Here is a 16352-nt window from a genome sequence, read left to right as displayed (position 1 = left end):
CATGGCGGCTTCGACGTTGGTGACCTGGTAGCCGTGGACGGGGTCCATGATCGTGGGGAGGCAGAGGCGGCCGGGGTCGCAGGAGGAGAATCCGGCGTTGCGGTCGGGGGTCCATTGCATGGGGGTGCGGACGGCGTCGCGGTCGCCGAGCCAGATGTTGTCGCCCATGCCGATNTCGTCGCCGTAGTAGAGGATCGGTGAGCCGGGGAGGGAGAGGAGGAGGGCGGTGAAGAGCTGGATCTGGTTGCGGTCGTTGTCGAGGAGGGGGGCGAGGCGGCGGCGGATGCCGATGTTGGCGCGCATGCGGGGGTCTTTGGCGTATTCCGCGTACATGTAGTCGCGTTCTTCGTCGGTGACCATTTCGAGGGTGAGTTCGTCGTGGTTGCGGAGGAAGATGCCCCATTGGCAGTTGGAGGGGATGGCGGGGGTTTTGGCGAGGATTTCGGAGACGGGGTGGCGTGATTCGCGGCGGACGGCCATGAAGATGCGGGGCATGACGGGGAAGTGGAAGGCCATGTGGCATTCGTCGCCGCCGGTGGTGTAGTCGCCGAAGTAGTCGACGACGTCCTCGGGCCATTGGTTGGCTTCGGCGAGGAGGACGGTGTCGGGGTAGTGGGTGTCGATCTCGTGGCGTACGCGTTTGAGGAAGGCGTGGCTGGCGGGGAGGTTTTCGCAGGTGGTGCCTTCTTGGGCGTAGAGGTAGGGGACGGCGTCGAGGCGGAAGCCGTCGATGCCGAGGTCGAGCCAGAATTTGAGGGCGGCGAGCATTTCCTCCTGGACGGCGGGGTTGTCGTAGTTGAGGTCGGGCTGGTGGGAGAAGAAGCGGTGCCAGTAGTACTGGCGGCGGTGGGGGTCGTAGGTCCAGTTGGAGGCTTCGGTGTCGACGAAGATGATGCGGGCTTCGGGGTAGCGGGTGTCGTCGTCGGCCCAGACGTAGTAGTCGCCGTAGGGGCCGGTGGGGTCGCGTCGTGATTCCTGGAACCAGGGGTGCTGGTCGCTGGTGTGGTTCATGACGAAGTCGATGATGACGCGCATGCCGCGCTGGTGGGCGGCGTCGGTGAATTCGACGAAGTCGGCGAGGTCGCCGAATTCGGGGAGGACGGCGGTGTAGTCGGCGACGTCGTAGCCGCCGTCCTTGAGGGGGGACTGGAAGAAGGGGGGGAGCCAGAGGCAGTCGACGCCGAGCCATTGGAGGTAGTCGAGGCGTGCGGTGAGTCCTTTGAGGTCGCCGATGCCGTCGCCGTTGCTGTCCTGGAAGGAGCGGACGAGGACCTCGTAGAAGACGGCCCGTTTGAACCAGTCGGGGTCGCGGTCGCTCGCGGGGGTGTCCTCGAAGGTGTCCGGTACGGGCTCGTTGACGGTCATGAGGCTGCCGACCCTTTCTGCGGCGCGGCGGCGGGCGGCCGCTGGACGTGGAAGACGTGCGCGGGCGCCCGGCCGGGCTCCAGGCGGACGTAGTTGGTCCGGCCCCACTGGTAGCTCTCGCCGGTCAGCTCGTCGTGGACGGTCACCGAGGCGTCGTGGCCGAGGCCGAGCAGCGGCAGGTCGAGCGTGACCGTGGCCTCCTGGGCGCGGTGCGGGTCGAGGTTGACGACCACCAGGACGGCGTCGTCCCCCTCGCGCTTGCTGTACGCGATGAGCGCGTCGTTGTCGGTCTCGTGGAAGCGGAGGTTCCGCAGCCGGTGCAGCGCGGGATGGGCGCGCCGGACGGCGTTGAGCCGGGTGATCAGCGGGGCGATGGTGCGCCCCTCGCGCGCGGCGGCGTCCCAGTCGCGCGGGGTGAGCTGGTACTTCTCCGAGTCGAGGTACTCCTCGCCACCGGGGTGCAGGGGGGTGTTCTCGCACAGCTCGTAGCCGCTGTAGACGCCCCAGGTGGGGGAGAGGGTGGCGGCGAGCACGGCGCGGAGCGCGAAGGCCGGCCGGCCGCCGTGCTGGAGGTGGGCGGGGAGGATGTCGGGGGTGTTCGTGAAGAGGTTGGGCCGCATGTGGGCGGCGGCCTCCCCCGACAGCTCGGTGAGATACCGGGTCAGCTCCTCCTTGCCGGTCCGCCAGGTGAAGTACGTGTAGGACTGCTGGAATCCGGCCTGCGCCAGCGCGTGCATCATCGCGGGCCGGGTGAAGGCCTCGGCGAGGAAGACGACGTCCGGGTCGGTGCCGTTGACGTCCGCGATGACGCGTTCCCAGAAGACCACCGGCTTGGTGTGCGGGTTGTCCACGCGGAAGATCCGCACCCCGTGGCCCATCCACAGCCGCAGGACGCGGACGGTCTCGGCGACGATGCCGTCCATGTCGGCGTCGAAGGCGAGCGGGTGGATGTCCTGGTACTGCTTCGGCGGGTTCTCGGCGTGCGCGATGCTGCCGTCCGGGCGGTGGTGGAACCACTCGGGGTGCTTGGCCAGCCAGGGGTGGTCGGGGGAGCACTGGAGGGCGAGGTCCAGGGCGATCTCCAGGCCGTGCCGGGCGGCCTCGGCCACGAAGGCGTCGAAGTCGTCGAAGGTGCCGAGCGCCGGGTGGATCGCGTCGTGGCCCCCCTCGGGGGAGCCGATGGCCCAGGGGACGCCGACATCGCCGGGGGCGGCGGTGAGGGTGTTGTTGCGGCCCTTGCGGTGCGTGGTGCCGATGGGGTGGACCGGCGGGAGGTAGACGACGTCGAATCCCATGGCCGCGATGGCGGGCAGCCGCCGGGCGGCGGTGCGGAAGGTGCCGTGCGGCTCCTCGGGCGTTCCCTCCGAGCGGGGGAAGAACTCGTACCAGGCGCCGTACAGAGCCCGTTCGCGCTCCACCAGCAGCGGCATCGGCTCGGAGGAGGTGACCAGCTCCCGCAGCGGGTGACGGGCCAGCACCGCGTCCACCCGGGGCGCGCACGCCGCCGCCAGCCGGGTGGCGACCGGCAGCGAGTCGTCCCCGAGGGCCCGGGCGGCGGCCAGCACCACCTGCCGCCCGGCCCGGCGCGGAACGCCCGCCGCGGCCCGCCGGTACAGCTCCGCGCCCTCCTCCAGCACCAGTCCGGCCTCGATGCCCGCCGGCACCTTGACGCCCGCGGCGCGCCGCCAGGTGGTGACCGGATCGCTCCACGCCTCCACCCGGTACGTCCAGTTCCCCGTGGCGCCGGGGGTGATCTCGGCGCCCCAGCGGTCGGTGCCCGGCGCCAGTTCCCGCATCGGCGTCCACGGCCCGGGGCGGCCCTGCGGATCGGTGAGGACGACATCGGCGCCCACCGCGTCGTGGCCCTCGCGGAACACGGTGGCGGTCACCTCGAAGGTCTCTCCCGCCACCGCCTTCGCCGGGCGCCTGCCGCCGTCCACCGCGGGACGGACGTCCCGCACCGGGATGCGCCCGCTCACCGCGCTCCTGCCCATCCGTCCCACCTCCGCCGTACTCGGGGCCGGACCGCGACGGGCCCGGCCGGATGACGCCTCACGCCGCGCCGGTGGGGGTCTTCCGCCCCGTCGGCGGCAACCGGTCCGCCGCGGGGGGCGGCGGGCCCAGCCGGACCGGCGCGGCGGGCCGGGGCCGGTCGTCCCGCTCCCGCAGGCGGGTGACCGGGGCCGTCCGCAGATACCGCTCGGCCGCGTCCGCCGCCTCCCGCGCGCAGCGCCTGCCCATGAGCACGCACAGGGTGTAGCCGGAGTCCTCGAAGGTGGTCCGCACCCCCGTGTCCGCCGGGGAGGCCAGCGTCATCCGCTCCCAGGCGCGGTAGCGCCGCAGCTGCCGGGCGACTTCGGTCCTCGCGGGAAGCAGCATGGCCGGTCACCTTCCGGGTCGGTCCGATCCGAACGATCAGCACTTCACACATGGTGCACGCACGGTCGCGGTCCGTCTTGTTGGATCTTCAACTGGTTTACGGGCCGTGCCGACGCCCTTCCCGCCCCCGCGCCCCGGGCGCGGCCGACGGCCACCCGGCGCCCCGCCCCCGCCCCGCACCGTGACCGCCCGGACACCGTTCGTGTTGCACGAATGGACTACGGATCGCACTCTGGAATGACTCAGAAGCGATCAGTGCTCGCGCTTCGTGATCGGGGAGCCCGTCCCCCAAGGGACGAGGAGACGCGGGAGCCTTCGCGGTGAGGAGCCACGACGATGAAGACCGCAGTGCCCTGCTACTACCACCTCGACGTGGAAGTGAGCCCGGAACGGGTCGGCCAGGTCAGGCGCATCCTGGCCGCCCACCTCAGGTTCTGGGACCTGGAGAACCTCGTCGACCCCGTCTGCTCCGGCGCCGAGATGCTGCTGCGGGCGATCGACGAGCACGTCAGCGACAAGAACACCTCGATCGAGATGTGGTGGAACCGCCAGCACCTCATCACGGCGGTGGCGGGTCACGACCGGGGACTCCGCCCCGACCAGGACCTGCGCGGCTGCCTCCGGCACCTCGCCGCCCACAGCGACGGCTGGGGCTGCTGCGCCACCGGCACCGGGTCGAAGGTCATCTGGTTCTCCCGGCGCGCCCGGTCCGGCGAACGCGTCCCGCTGGTGCCCACCGCACCGGCGCCGATCACTCGGGAGGGACTGGACGTGCCCCGGGAGACCGTGCCCGCCGCCCGGCTGGCGGCCGCCCCGGGCCCCGCACCCGCCGGTCTCGTGCTCGCCGGCCGCACGGCCTGCGCTCGCACGGTCCCCGGCCCCGTGCCGGCCGACCGGACGCCCGTCGGCCGCGGGTCCGACGGTCGCGGGTCCGCCGTCCCGCCCCCCGGCCGGGTGCCGGAGGGCGCCCGGTGACGCGCCCGCGCCCGGCCGGGAAGGGGTCGCCGGTGTGGAGCGGGCTCCCCTACCCCCTGGGGGCCTCGTACGACGGCCAGGGCACCAACTTCGCCCTGTTCAGCGAGGTCGCCGAGCGCGTCGACCTCGTCCTCGTCGACGACGACGGCACCCACCGCACCGTCCCGCTGCCCGACGTCGACGGCTTCGTCTGGCACTGCTACCTGCCGGGCGTCGGCCCCGGGCAGCGCTACGGCTACCGCGTCCACGGTCCCTGGGACCCCGCCGTCGGCCACCGCTGCAACCCCGCCAAACTGCTCCTCGACCCCTGTGCCCGCGCCGTCGACGGCATGGCGGACAACCACGCCTCGCTCTTCGAGCGGGCCGAGGACGGACCCGACCCGGGCGACAGCGCCGGGCACACCCCGCTCGGCGTCGTCACCGACCCGTACTTCGACTGGGGCGACGACCGCCCGCCCCGGCGCCCGTACTCCGCCACCGTCATCTACGAGGCCCATGTCCGCGGCATCAGCCGCACCCACCCCGGCGTGCCCGAGGAACTGCGCGGCACCTACGCCGGACTCGCCCACCCCGCGGTCGTCGAGCACCTGACCTCCCTCGGCGTGACCGCCGTCGAGCTGATGCCCGTCCACCAGTTCGTGCACGACGGGGTGCTGAGCGACCGGGGCCTGAGCAACTACTGGGGCTACAACACCATCGGCTTCTTCGCCCCCCACAACGGCTACGCCGCCCTCGGTACCCGGGGCCAGCAGGTCGCCGAGTTCAAGTCGATGGTCAAGACCCTTCACGAGGCCGGACTCGAGGTCATCCTCGACGTGGTCTACAACCACACCGCCGAGGGCAACGAGAAGGGGCCCACCCTCTCCTTCCGGGGCATCGACAACGCCTCGTACTACCGCCTGGTGGACGGCGACTGGCGGCACTACTACGACACCACCGGCACCGGCAACAGCCTGCTGATGCGCCACCCCTACGTGCTCCAGCTCATCATGGACTCGCTGCGCTACTGGGTGACGGAGATGCACGTCGACGGCTTCCGCTTCGACCTCGCGGCCACCCTCGCCCGGCAGTTCCACGAGGTGGACCGGCTGTCGGCGTTCTTCGACCTGATCCAGCAGGACCCGGTGATCAGCCGCGTCAAGCTGATCGCGGAGCCCTGGGACCTCGGCGAGGGCGGCTACCAGGTCGGCAACTTCCCGCAGCTCTGGTCCGAGTGGAACGGCAGGTACCGCGACGCCGTAAGGGACTTCTGGCGCGGCGAGGAGCACACCCTCGGCGAGTTCGCCTCCCGGCTCACCGGCTCCTCCGACCTCTACCAGCACAGCAGGCGCCGCCCCCGCGCGAGCGTCAACTTCGTCACCGCGCACGACGGCTTCACCCTGCGCGACCTCGTCTCCTACAACGACAAGCACAACCGGGCCAACGGCGAGGACGACCGGGACGGCGAGAGCCACAACCGCTCCTGGAACTGCGGGGCCGAAGGACCCACCGACGACCCCGCGGTCCTGGAACTGCGCGGCCGCCAGCAGCGCAACCTCCTCGCCACCCTGATGCTCTCCCAGGGCATCCCCATGCTCTGCCACGGCGACGAACTGGGCCGCACCCAGCGCGGCAACAACAACGCCTACTGCCAGGACAACGCCCTGTCCTGGATCGACTGGCGGCTGGACGAGGAGCGGCGCGGCCTGCTCGACTTCACCCGGCGGATGATCGCCCTGCGCGCCGCCCACCCCGTCCTGCGCCGGCGCCGCTACTTCCGCGGCGAGACCGCCACCCGTGCCGACCAGCCGCTCCCCGACCTGGTCTGGCTGAGGCCCGACGCCCGGGAGATGACCGACGACGACTGGCACCGCCCCGACGCCCGCTCCGTCGGCGTCTTCCTCAACGGCGACGCCATCGCCGAACCCGACCCCCGGGGCCGCCCGGTGGTCGACGACTCCTTCCTGCTCCTCCTCAACAGCCACTGGGAACCGGCCCGCTTCCGGCTCCCCGGCGCCGCCTACGGGGAGCGCTGGACCGCACTGATCGACACCGCGGTCGCGGAGGGCGGCCCCGACGAGACCGAGCACAAGGCGGGCGGCGCGCTCACCGTGGAGCCGCGCTCCCTCGTCCTGCTCTCCCGGCCCTCCCGCGGCACCGGAGGGTGAGCGCGCATGACCTCAGCACAGACGGCGCGCGGTCACCGTGAACTGCGCGCCGTCGGCGTCGCGCAGCACCGCCTCGTCCCCGTCCATCGCCTGCACGGCGCCCCCGTTCCGCTCGGCCGCGCGGGCGCACCCCTCGACGTCCTCGACGGCGAAGTGCACCTGCCAGTGCGGCCGCAGGGCCGGGTCCGGGGCGGCGCCCAGGGCCCCGGATCCGATCCGCGCCACCACGTCGCCCCGGCTGCGCAGCACCACCTCGCCGCCCTCGTAGCGCACCTCGCAGCCGTCGGGCCGCTCCGAGGCCCACTCGAAGACCTCGCCGTAGAAGATCGCCGCGTCGAAGGCGTCGCGGGTGTACAGCCGGATGAAGGCCGGGCGCGAGGAGCGCCAGGTCTCCCAGTCGGCGAACAGCTCGCCCTCCCAGATGCCGAAGGTCGCCCCGTCCCGGTCGGCCAGCAGCGCCGCCCGCCCGGGCGGCAGGGAGATCGGCCCGACGGCGGTGGTGCCGCCCCGCTCCTGCACCCGGGAGACCGCCTCGTCGGCGCTGCGCGCGGCGAAGTACGGCGTCCACGCCACCGCCATCTGCCACATCGAGGCGACCGCCGCGATCCCGGCCACCGGCGTCCTGTCGGCCAGCGCGATCCGGAACGGGTCGCCCAGGCCCGCGGGGCGCCACCGCCAGCCCAGCACCGCGGAGTAGAACTCCTCGGTGGCCGCCAGGTCCCGGCTGGTCAGGCTCACCCAGCAGGGCGCGCCGAACACGGAGTGCGTCGACGGGGCGGCGCCGCGGCGCGGACCGGCGGCGGAGGTCGTGTGGTGGTTCATGGCAGCGGCGTCCTGCTCTCGTCCACCGGCCGCCACCGGACGCGTGCCGGTGGCCGGCCGGTCCGGCGGGGGGCGCGGGCCGGGTACCCCGCGGGCCGCGCCGAAACGGCACCGGTGATCCGCCGGGCGGCCCGGTGGCGACGGCGGCGGCCGGTGGTGACCATGGAGTCGGAGCGGTTCCACGCGCCGCGGGCCGGCGCGGCGCTCCGGACGGGGAGGTGAGCATGGCGACGGACGGGGACTCCCAGGAGATATTCGAACTGCAGGAGCAGGTCCGGCAGCTCAAGGAGGCGGTCGTCTCGCACGCCGTGGTCGACCAGGCGATCGGAATGATCGTCGTACTCGGCCGGATGGCGCCCGACCAGGGGTGGGTCGTACTGAAGGAAGTTTCCCAGCATACGAACATCAAACTGCGCAACGTCGCGGAATCGATACTCATCTGGGGGCGCAGCGGAGTGATGCCGCGCGAGATCCGGGTCAGCCTGGAGGACGCCCTCGACCGCCACGCCCCGGCCCGCGTTCCGGGCGTCCCCGTCCACCGGCGCTGACCCGGACGGCCGCGGGCCCGGGGGCACGGCCGCACCGGGGGTCCCGCCGCGTGCCGGACCCCTGCCGTCGTCCGGGGGATCACCGGCGCCCCTCGCCGTCCGCCGGAACAGGAGGCCGGGGGTCGGGGGGCCGGGGGCGGGCGAGGCTTCCGGGCGTCGCGGGGTTCGCCGGGCCCACTCGGGCTCGACAGGGCGTTCCGCCGCCGGGCTCAGCCGGTCTCGGCGAGGATCTCCTCGCGTATCCGGTCGAAGCAGCCGCTCAGCAGCCGTGAGACGTGCATCTGGGAGATGCCGAGCTGCTGGGCTATCCCGCTCTGCGTCATGCCCCGGAAGAACCGCAGGTAGATGATGGTCCGCTCGCGCTCGGGCAGTGCCTGGAGACAGGGCCGGACGGCCACCCGGTCGACGACGGTGTCGAACGCCGGGTCCGGGCCGCCGAGCGAGTCCCCGAGCGCGTACCCGTCGGTCCCCGGCATCTCCGCCTCCAGGGACAGCGCCGTGAAGCACTCCAGGGCCTCCATGCCGGCGCGCACCTCGTCCGGGGTGAGCCGGGCCTGCTCGGCGATCTCCTCGACCGTGGGCGCCCGGCCCGGGGTCGTCTGGGCCAGCTCCTTCGCCGCCCGCCGCACCCGGTTGCGGAGGTCCTGGACACGGCGCGGGACGTGCAGCGTCCACATGTGGTCGCGGAAGTGCCGCTTGATCTCACCGGTCACGGTGGGCACCGCGTACGCCTCGAAGGCATGGCCGCGCGCGGGGTCGTAGTGGTCGACGGCCTTGACCAGGCCGAGCGCCGCCACCTGGTAGAGATCGTCCAGACCCTCGCCGCGCCCCCGGAAGCGGACGGCGATCCGCTCGGCCATGGGCAGCCAGAGCCGGATCAGCTCGTCCCGCAGCGCCGTGCGCTCGGGTCCGTCGGGCAGGGCGGCGAGGCGGGCGAACGCCGCCGCCGTGTCGGGCGCGTCGTCGTGCGGATGGGGCTTGTTTCTGCCGGCGATACGCATGGTGCGCACCTCCCTCGGCGGGGTGCCGGATGGACGGGACACCATGGGGCGCGGGGGGATCGGACCTCTGGAGGACACCGGGTCCCGGCACACGGGCTCCCACGGGCGTGCCTCCTGTCCGAAGCACTGTGAGGGGCTTTCCCGGACATGCCGATTCCAAAACAAATCACCTCATGGGCGACATGCGGCATCCGGGGTGCGGAACGTGATGTGCGGCACGCTCCGCGTGATCGTCGCGGCGGCGCCCGGGGGATAGTTCCTGGGCAGCGCTTGATCACCGGCCGGCCGGGGTGAAGGCCCTGGCCACGGTGCGTTCCACCCATTTGACAGTGCGCTGAGCACACGGATAGGAAGCAGCCCTGAGAGGGCGAGAGGTGCACTGTGTACGAGCCGAACGTGGTCGGGGACTGGCACGAGTACGGCGAGCACGCCGGTCTGCGGGTCCGCGTCCACCGCCTGGAACCGGCCGAGCCGCCGCGCGGGCGCGACGACGCGGCCGAGGGGCTCACGTACTTCAGCGTCCGTGTGACCGTCGAGAACCGGGGCGGCCGGCACCTCGGCGTCCAGTTGGAGGACGGCCAGATCGACGTGCGGGTCGGCCCCGACGGCGAGAGCGCCTTCCTGGACTGGCGCAACTGCCAGTTCATCGAGGGCTTCGACGTGTACCCGCTGCGCCGGGCCACCGCCGTGCTCTACGCGGCCGCTCCGGAGCGGAGTCTCGGACAGGTGGACGTCCAGGTGCAACTGCGGGTCGAGGAGGAGTGGACCGGGCGCCGGCTGTGGGCCGGGGGCCTCGGGCTGGCCGAGCGGACCGCCGGCGCCCCGGCGGCGGCCGGACGGGACGACGGGCTGGCCCACCAGGTGAGCGCCTTCCTGCGGGACCAGGCGGAGGAGGGCACCGCCTGATCCCGGGCCGCCCGCGCCTCAGTGCCCGATGCCGTCGATCAGCTCGCGCGCGCCCTGGCGCAGCAGGGCCACCGCGACCGAGGTGCCCAGCGTCGCCGGGTCGAGCCGCCCGGCCCACTCGTGGGCGTTCAGCCGGACCTTGCCGTCCGGAGTGAACACGCAGGCTCGCAGCGAGAGTTCGCCGCTCCGGTCCACCCGGGCGAAACCGGCGACGGGGCTGTTGCAGTGCCCCTGGAGGACGTGCAGGAACATGCGCTCCGCCGTGGCCTCGCGATGGGTGTCCGGGTGGCCGAGGCCGCTGACCGCGTCGATCAGGGCGTCGTCGCCCTCCCGGCACTGGAGGGCGAGGATGCCCGCGCCGATCGGCGGCATCATCGTCTCCGTCGACAGGACCTCGCTGACCACGTCCGGTCGGCCGATGCGCTCCAGCCCGGACACCGCGAGCAGCAGCGCGTCCGCCTCGCCCGCGGCCAGCCTGGCGAGCCGTCGGTTGGCGTTGCCCCGGAACGGGACGCACGTCAGCCGGGGGTGGGAGGCGGCCAGTTGGGCGACCCGGCGCACCGAGGAGGTGCCGACGCGCGTCCCGGCCGGGAGCGCGTCCAGGGTGAGCCCGCCCGGGTGCACCAGGGCGTCGCGGACGTCGTCCCGCTCCAGGAACGCGGCGAACACCGTGCCCGCCGGGAGCGGCCGGTCGGCGGGGACGTCCTTGAGGCAGTGCACCGCGAGGTCGGCCTCGCCCGAGAGTAGCGCGGCGTCGACCTCCTTGGTGAAGGCCCCCTTGCCGTCCACCTGCGACAGATCGCCGAGCCACTTGTCCCCGGTGGTGCGCACCGGGACGACCTCGGTGCGCACACCTGGATGGAGGGACGCCAACCCCGCCCGTACGCGCTCCACTTGAGCGAGGGCCATGGGGGAGTCACGGGAGACGACGCGGATCAGCTCGGGCGCGGACATGCCGACACGATAGTGCCCCCGCGGGGCTCCCGGTCCCCCCGGTTCCCCCGTTTGCCCCACGGTCCGTCAGAAAGCCTGTGGGCAGGGCCCTTCCGGCGGTGCGGCGCCTTCGCCGGGGGCGTCCGGAGAGGGGTGCGGGCGGTCCTCGGGCCCTGCTCCGGGAGATGCGGCACCACGCGTCGGGGGGCGCGCCCGTCGCACCCGCTGTCGCCGTACGCGGACCTCCGTGCGCGGCCGGGTGCGCCGAACGGGCCCTTGGCACACGGCGGTTGCCCCGGAAGGCCCGGCCCGCCCCGGGCCCGGCCCTATCCGGACGGTCAGGCGGTGCCGTCGGGCAGGTAGGCCGAGGACTCCTCCGGGGTCAGGTCCGGGCGGAGCCGCACCCAGGAGGGCTGGCGCAGCATCCCGTCCCGGGTGCGGGTGCTGTAGCGGACCTCGCCGACCAGCCGGGGGACCACCCAGCGTGCCTCCGCCACGGCGGGCACGGGGTCGAAGGGGCACTCGTCGGACGCGGCGGCCCGCAGCAGCCCGGCCAGCTCTTCGCGCTCGGCCTCGCTCCAGCCGGTGCCGACCCCGCCCACCCAGCGCAGCGACCCGGCGGCGCGCTGGCCGACCAGGAGGGCGCCCGGGAGCCCGCCCAGCCTGCCCCTGCCGGGGAGCCAGCCGCCGACCACCACGTCCTCGGTGCGCAGGTTCCGGATCTTGATCCAGGCCCGGGAGCGCACCCCGGGCTCGTACACCGAGTCCAGCCGCTTGCACACCAGCCCCTCCAGTCCGTGCTCCCGGGTGGCCCGGAGGGCCTCGGCGCCGTGGCCGACCACCGCGCCGGGTGTCGACCAGGCCGGGCCGCTCAGCCCCAGCTCCTCCAGACGGCCCCGGCGGCGGGTGTAGGAGAGGGGGAGCAGGGAGCGGTCGCCCAGGTGCAACAGGTCGAACAGCACCAGGTGCACGGGGGTCCGCGCCGCCCGGCGCGCCGCCAGGCCGGGGGAGTCGGCGAGCCCCATCCGGGACTGGAGGAGCTGGAAGTCGGCCCGGCCCTCCGCGTCCAGGGCCAGCACCTCCCCGTCCAGCACGGCCGGCGTGGAGCCGAGCGCGGTGCCCAGGGCCGCCAGTTCCGGGTAGGCGGCGGTGATGTCCCGGCCGGACCGGGCCCGCAGCAGCACCGTGCCGTCGCCGGGCAGGCTGACCACGGCCCGCTGTCCGTCCTGCTTGGTCTCGTAGGCCCAGCGGGCGTCCTGCCGGGCGGGCGGCAGAGAGCCCGGAGTGGCGAGCATCGGAGGGATCTGGGGCAGCTCCACGGGGTCAGTTCTCGACCCGCGGGGCCGCCGTCACGCCCGTTGCCCCACAGGTTCGCCTGAACGGCGTCCGAGGGCCCCCGCGGTGCCCCACATGCCCTCATGCCGGCCCTTCGCCCGGAGCATGGCCGCCCGGCCCCGCCCGGAGCCGTGGTTTCCCCCGCCCCCGGGCAGTGGGGCCTCCGGCGGGGATCCGGCGGGCCGTCCGCCGTTGCGCGGTGCTCCGCCGGGTGCGCCGGAACCGGAGCGCGCCGAGGCGCGTCCCCGGGACCCCGGTCCGCGACCGCTTCCGCCCCCGGCGCACACCATGCGGCGCACCCCGGTTGATAGCGGGCCGCGTACGGATGATCCTGGACGGCATGGAGTATGCCCCGGCCGTCGCGACCGTGGACCGCCACGGCGGCGTGACGGGATGGAGCGAGGGCGCGCGGCGGCTGACCGGCTACACGGCCGGGGAGGCGGTCGGGCGGCAGGTCCGGGACCTGCTGGCCGAGGCCCCGGCCCCCGGCGTCCTGGCCGCGCTCTCCGGTGTCGTGGTGATCAGGCACCGGAACGGCACCGCCGTGGCGCTGCCGCTGCGCGCCTGCCGCCTGCTCACCGCGGACGGCGACGGCGGGGACGGCGGTGAGCACGCCGGATACGTGGTGACCGCCGAGCAGCCCGACGACCCGTCGGCCCTGCGGGGTCTCGCCTTCCAGCAGGCTCCCGTCTCCATGTCCGTCTTCGACGACCGGCAGCGCTTCCTGCTCGCCAACACCGTCACCTGCCGCACCATGGACACCACCGAGGAGGCGCTTCGCGGCCGGTACCTCCCGGACACCATGCGGGACGTGCCCACCGACCGCTTCGGCATCGCCCGGCAACTGCGCGAGGTCGCCGAGACCGGCCGCGCCGTCAGCTTCGAGAGCGTCGCCGGAGGCCCCGCGGACCGCCCCGAGGCCCGCACCATCGAGATGTGGCCGGTGCGCGACGCCTCCGGCGGGGTCAGGGCCGTCGCCGTCGCCGCCTTCGACAGCACCGCCCAGCACCGGGCCCGCGTCCGGCTCAGCGCCCTGAACGAGGCCGCGCGCACCCTCGGCACCACCCTGGACGTGGGGCGCACCGCCGACGAGCTGATCGACGCGCTCGTGCCGCGCTTCGCCGGGGCCGCCGTCGTCGACCTGCTCGACTGGGTCCTCGGCGTCGACGACCGGGCCGAGCGGACCGCCCCGGAGAGGGAGCACCCCCTGCGCCGGATGGCGCACGGTGCCGCCGGGAGCGCCGCCGGCCTCATCGTCCCCCTCGGCCGCTCCGGCCACTACCCGCCCGGCACCCCTCCCGCCCGGGCCCTGCGCGAGGGCCGCGCGGTGCTCGCCGGGCCCGGCGACCCCGGTGTCGGCCGGTGGCTGCGCGAGAGCGGGACGGGCGCCCCGCCGGACCGGGTCCGCTCCGTCCTGGCCGTGCCGCTGCGGGCCCGCGGCACCATCCTCGGCGTCGTGGTGCTGGTGGCCGGCGGTCCCCAGGACCCGTACGACCAGGACGACACGGCGCTCGCGGAGGAACTCGCCAGCCGGGCGGCCGTCTGTGTCGACAACGCCCGCCGCTTCGCCCGTGAGCGCGCCACCGCCCTCGCCCTCCAGCACAGCCTGCTGCCGCGCGGCCTGCCGGGACAGGCCGCCGTCGAGGTGGCGCACCGCTATCTGCCGTCCGTCTCCGCGGCCGGCATCGGCGGCGACTGGTTCGACGTGATCCCGCTCTCCGGCAGCCGGGTCGCCCTGGTCGTCGGCGACGTCGTTGGCCACGGCATCCCCTCCTCGGCCACCATGGGCCGCCTGTGCACCGCCGTCCGCACCCTCGCCGACGTCGACCTCCCGCCCGACGAACTCCTCACCCACCTGGACGACCTCGTCACCCACCTCGCCGCCTCGGACGGCAGTGAGGACGGCGTCGAGGGGGTGGCGGAGACCGGTGCCACCTGCCTCTACGCCGTCTACGACCCGGTCTCCCGCCGACTCGCCCTGGCCGCCGCGGGCCACCCGCCGCCCGCCGTGGTCCTGCCCGACGGGACCTGCCGGTTCCTCCCGGTGACCGCCGGGCCGCCGCTCGGCGTCGGCGGTCAGCCCTTCGAGGCGGCCGAGGTGGAACTGCCCGAGGGCAGCGTCGTCGCCCTCTACACCGACGGCCTCATCGAGGGCCGCGACCGCGACCCGGCCGGCGCCGCCGAGGCCCTCCGCCGCGCCCTGAGCGCCCCCGAGGAGCCGCTCGACGCCCTGTGCGACCGCGTGCTGGAGCGGGTGATGCCGAAGGAGCGCGTCGACGACGTGGCCCTGCTGCTGGCCCGCACCCGCGCTCTGGGCCCGGACCGGGTCGCCACCTGGGACGTCCCCGCGGACCCCGCGAGCGTCGCCGGGATCAGGAGTTCCGTCATCGAACGGCTCGGCCGGTGGGGCCTGGAGGAGGAGGCGTTCGTCACCGAACTGGTCGTCAGCGAACTCGTCACCAACGCCATCCGCTACGGCGAACCGCCGATCCAGCTGCGCCTGATCCGCGACCGCGCGCTCATCTGCGAGGTCTCCGACGCCAGTTCCACCTCCCCGCATCTGCGCCGTGCCCAGGCGCTCGACGAGGGAGGCCGGGGCCTGCTGCTGGTGGCCCAGCTCACCCGGCGCTGGGGCAGCCGCCAGACCGCGGACGGCAAGACCATCTGGGCCGAACAGCCCCTCGCCGACGACTGATCCGCGCCCGCCGGGCCCACTTCGGACGTGCAGCCTCCGCCCTCCTCCCGTGCCCCGGCGCGTCCGGATCCCGCCCCGCCGTCCCGGGCCCACTCGCCCCGCGCGGCGCGGACTGCCACGATCTCCGGGAGCCGCGCCGCCGTACGGGAGCCCCGCGGCGCGGGCGAGGACCACGACGCACGGCGGAACACGACGGCGTACGACGGGCCACCACGAGGCACGACGGAGACGGAGCGCGCATGACGACGGACGGGACGAGGGACGAGCGGGCGGCGGCGGAGCGAGCGGCGGCCCGGGACGCGGGCGTCGGGATCGAACCGGCCGCCGGGCACATCGGCGCCGAGATCACCGGCGTCGACCTGACGGAGGAGCTGAGCCGGGAGCGGGTCGCGGTCATCGAGGCGGCGGTGCACCGCTGGAAGGTGGTCTTCTTCCGCGGCCAGCGGCTGGACCACGCCGGGCACGTCGCCTTCGCCCGCCGTTTCGGGCGGCCCGTCGTGCCGCCCCGGCGCGGCGGCGCCTCCCCCGCGGACGTCCCGGAGGTCGAGACCACCGCCGACCGGCTGGAACTGGGCGGGCGCTTCGGCATGGACCACGACGAGTGGCTGGACCGCCGCCGCCACACCCTGCTGCGCGGCTGGCACTGCGACCACGGCGCCCGCGTCGACCCGCCCGCCGCCACCGTCCTGCGCGCCGAGGCCGTCCCGCCCTACGGGGGCGACACCACCTGGGCCAGTCTCGCCGCCGCCTACGCCGGACTCTCCGCCCCGGTGCGCGCGTTCGTGGACGGGCTGCGCGCCGAACACCGCCTCGGCGTCGGCTACCGGCCCCGGCCCGGTGACGACGCCTACGCCCGCCACCTGCTCGACCACCAGGTCGCGACCGTGCACCCGCTGGTCCGCGTCCACCCGGTCACCGGTGAGCGGCTGCTGTTCGTCAACGGCTACTACGTCGAGCGGATCACCGGGCTGACCCGCCCGGAGAGCACGGCGGTACTGGAGATGCTGCTGGAGCAGGCCACCCGCCCCGAGTACACCGTCCGCTTCCGCTGGGAGCCGGGCAGCGTCGCCTTCTGGGACAACCGGGCCACCATCCACCTCGCCCCGGCCGACGCCGCCCGCCTCGGCCACCCCAGGATCATGCACCGCGTGATGCTCACCGGCGAGGTGCCCACCGGTGTCGACGGCACCCCCTCGGAGCCGCTCACCGGCAGCGCCCCGGGCCGGTGGTGACCCGGCGCGCGCCG

Annotated in this window: 12 protein-coding genes and 1 pseudogene; 6 read left to right on the top strand and 7 right to left on the bottom strand. The window is 74.3% G+C overall.

All coding sequences use genetic code 11. From position 1 onward, the window contains the following. The 3 genes from treS to GTY84_RS14455 form a co-directional block, all read right to left on the bottom strand. On the bottom strand, nucleotides 1-1365 hold a 1365-nt coding region (gene treS / locus GTY84_RS14465; RefSeq protein ID WP_161224703.1), incomplete at its 3' end, for a maltose alpha-D-glucosyltransferase. Next, entirely contained in the window at nucleotides 1362-3359 is a 1998-nt protein-coding gene (locus GTY84_RS14460; RefSeq protein ID WP_161226669.1) for an alpha-1,4-glucan--maltose-1-phosphate maltosyltransferase, read from the bottom strand. The genes GTY84_RS14460 and treS, both read right to left, overlap by 4 nt. 58 nt (nucleotides 3360-3417) lie before the next feature. Then, nucleotides 3418-3744 (bottom strand): DUF5133 domain-containing protein, encoded by a 327-nt coding sequence (locus tag GTY84_RS14455; protein ID WP_161226668.1) that lies wholly within the window; start codon nucleotides 3742-3744, stop codon nucleotides 3418-3420. Between the two features lie 336 nt (nucleotides 3745-4080). Here GTY84_RS14455 and GTY84_RS14450 point away from each other — a divergent pair. Next, nucleotides 4081-4551 (top strand): annotated as a pseudogene (locus tag GTY84_RS14450) (pep a2); the annotation flags it as partial. 164 nt (nucleotides 4552-4715) lie between these two features. Next, nucleotides 4716-6866, top strand: coding sequence for a glycogen debranching protein GlgX (glgX, locus tag GTY84_RS14445; RefSeq protein WP_161226667.1), 2151 nt, complete (start codon nucleotides 4716-4718; stop codon nucleotides 6864-6866). A 12-nt stretch (nucleotides 6867-6878) separates the two neighbouring features. Here glgX and GTY84_RS14440 read toward each other — a convergent pair whose 3' ends face one another. After that, on the bottom strand, nucleotides 6879-7688 hold the full coding sequence (locus GTY84_RS14440; RefSeq protein ID WP_161226666.1) for a VOC family protein: 810 nt from the start codon (nucleotides 7686-7688) through the stop codon (nucleotides 6879-6881). Between the two features lie 224 nt (nucleotides 7689-7912). Here GTY84_RS14440 and GTY84_RS14435 point away from each other — a divergent pair, with 224 nt between their 5' ends. Beyond that, complete coding sequence (locus tag GTY84_RS14435) at nucleotides 7913-8236, top strand: ANTAR domain-containing protein (protein WP_202551130.1); 324 nt, start codon at nucleotides 7913-7915, stop codon at nucleotides 8234-8236. A 209-nt stretch (nucleotides 8237-8445) separates the two neighbouring features. Here GTY84_RS14435 and GTY84_RS14430 read toward each other — a convergent pair whose 3' ends face one another. Continuing rightward, nucleotides 8446-9237, bottom strand: coding sequence for an RNA polymerase sigma factor SigF (locus tag GTY84_RS14430; RefSeq protein WP_161226664.1), 792 nt, complete (start codon nucleotides 9235-9237; stop codon nucleotides 8446-8448). A gap of 381 nt (nucleotides 9238-9618) precedes the next feature. Between GTY84_RS14430 and GTY84_RS14425 the strand changes: the two genes are divergently transcribed. After that, nucleotides 9619-10143, top strand: coding sequence for a hypothetical protein (locus GTY84_RS14425; protein WP_161226663.1), 525 nt, complete (start codon nucleotides 9619-9621; stop codon nucleotides 10141-10143). 18 nt (nucleotides 10144-10161) lie between these two features. On the opposite strand, the gene hemC is transcribed toward GTY84_RS14425, so the two are convergent. Beyond that, on the bottom strand, nucleotides 10162-11097 hold the full coding sequence (gene hemC / locus GTY84_RS14420) for a hydroxymethylbilane synthase (RefSeq protein WP_161226662.1): 936 nt from the start codon (nucleotides 11095-11097) through the stop codon (nucleotides 10162-10164). Nucleotides 11098-11414: 317 nt separating this feature from the next. Beyond that, on the bottom strand, nucleotides 11415-12395 hold the full coding sequence (locus tag GTY84_RS14415) for an ATP-dependent DNA ligase (RefSeq protein WP_161226661.1): 981 nt from the start codon (nucleotides 12393-12395) through the stop codon (nucleotides 11415-11417). A 356-nt stretch (nucleotides 12396-12751) separates the two neighbouring features. On the opposite strand from GTY84_RS14415, the gene GTY84_RS14410 reads away from it, so the two are divergent. Together GTY84_RS14410 and GTY84_RS14405 are read left to right on the top strand one after the other, a co-directional pair. Beyond that, on the top strand, nucleotides 12752-15106 hold the full coding sequence (locus GTY84_RS14410; protein WP_161226660.1) for a SpoIIE family protein phosphatase: 2355 nt from the start codon (nucleotides 12752-12754) through the stop codon (nucleotides 15104-15106). A 239-nt stretch (nucleotides 15107-15345) separates the two neighbouring features. Beyond that, nucleotides 15346-16338 carry a TauD/TfdA family dioxygenase gene (locus GTY84_RS14405; RefSeq protein WP_161226659.1) on the top strand — a complete coding sequence of 331 codons (993 nt, stop codon included), beginning with the start codon at nucleotides 15346-15348 and terminating at the stop codon, nucleotides 16336-16338. Nucleotides 16339-16352 lie beyond the last annotated feature (14 nt).

The organism is Streptomyces sp. SID8352 (assembly GCF_009862265.1).
Classification (GTDB): Bacteria; Actinomycetota; Actinomycetes; order Streptomycetales; family Streptomycetaceae; genus Streptomyces.
The sequence above is the reverse complement of the archived record's forward strand: the minus strand, read 5'-3'. Positions and strand labels throughout refer to the sequence as shown.

Bases quoted from the DNA above. Each gene is read 5' to 3' on its own strand.
- GTY84_RS14460 (WP_161226669.1), bottom strand. From the start codon at position 3,359: ATGGGCAGGAGCGCGGTGAGCGGGCGCATCCCGGTGCGGGACGTCCGT.
- GTY84_RS14440 (WP_161226666.1), bottom strand. From the start codon at position 7,688: ATGAACCACCACACGACCTCCGCCGCCGGTCCGCGCCGCGGCGCCGCC.
- GTY84_RS14435 (WP_202551130.1), top strand. From the start codon at position 7,913: ATGGCGACGGACGGGGACTCCCAGGAGATATTCGAACTGCAGGAGCAG.
- GTY84_RS14455 (WP_161226668.1), bottom strand. From the start codon at position 3,744: ATGCTGCTTCCCGCGAGGACCGAAGTCGCCCGGCAGCTGCGGCGCTAC.
- GTY84_RS14410 (WP_161226660.1), top strand. From the start codon at position 12,752: ATGGAGTATGCCCCGGCCGTCGCGACCGTGGACCGCCACGGCGGCGTG.
- GTY84_RS14430 (WP_161226664.1), bottom strand. From the start codon at position 9,237: ATGCGTATCGCCGGCAGAAACAAGCCCCATCCGCACGACGACGCGCCC.
- GTY84_RS14405 (WP_161226659.1), top strand. From the start codon at position 15,346: ATGACGACGGACGGGACGAGGGACGAGCGGGCGGCGGCGGAGCGAGCG.
- hemC (WP_161226662.1), bottom strand. From the start codon at position 11,097: ATGTCCGCGCCCGAGCTGATCCGCGTCGTCTCCCGTGACTCCCCCATG.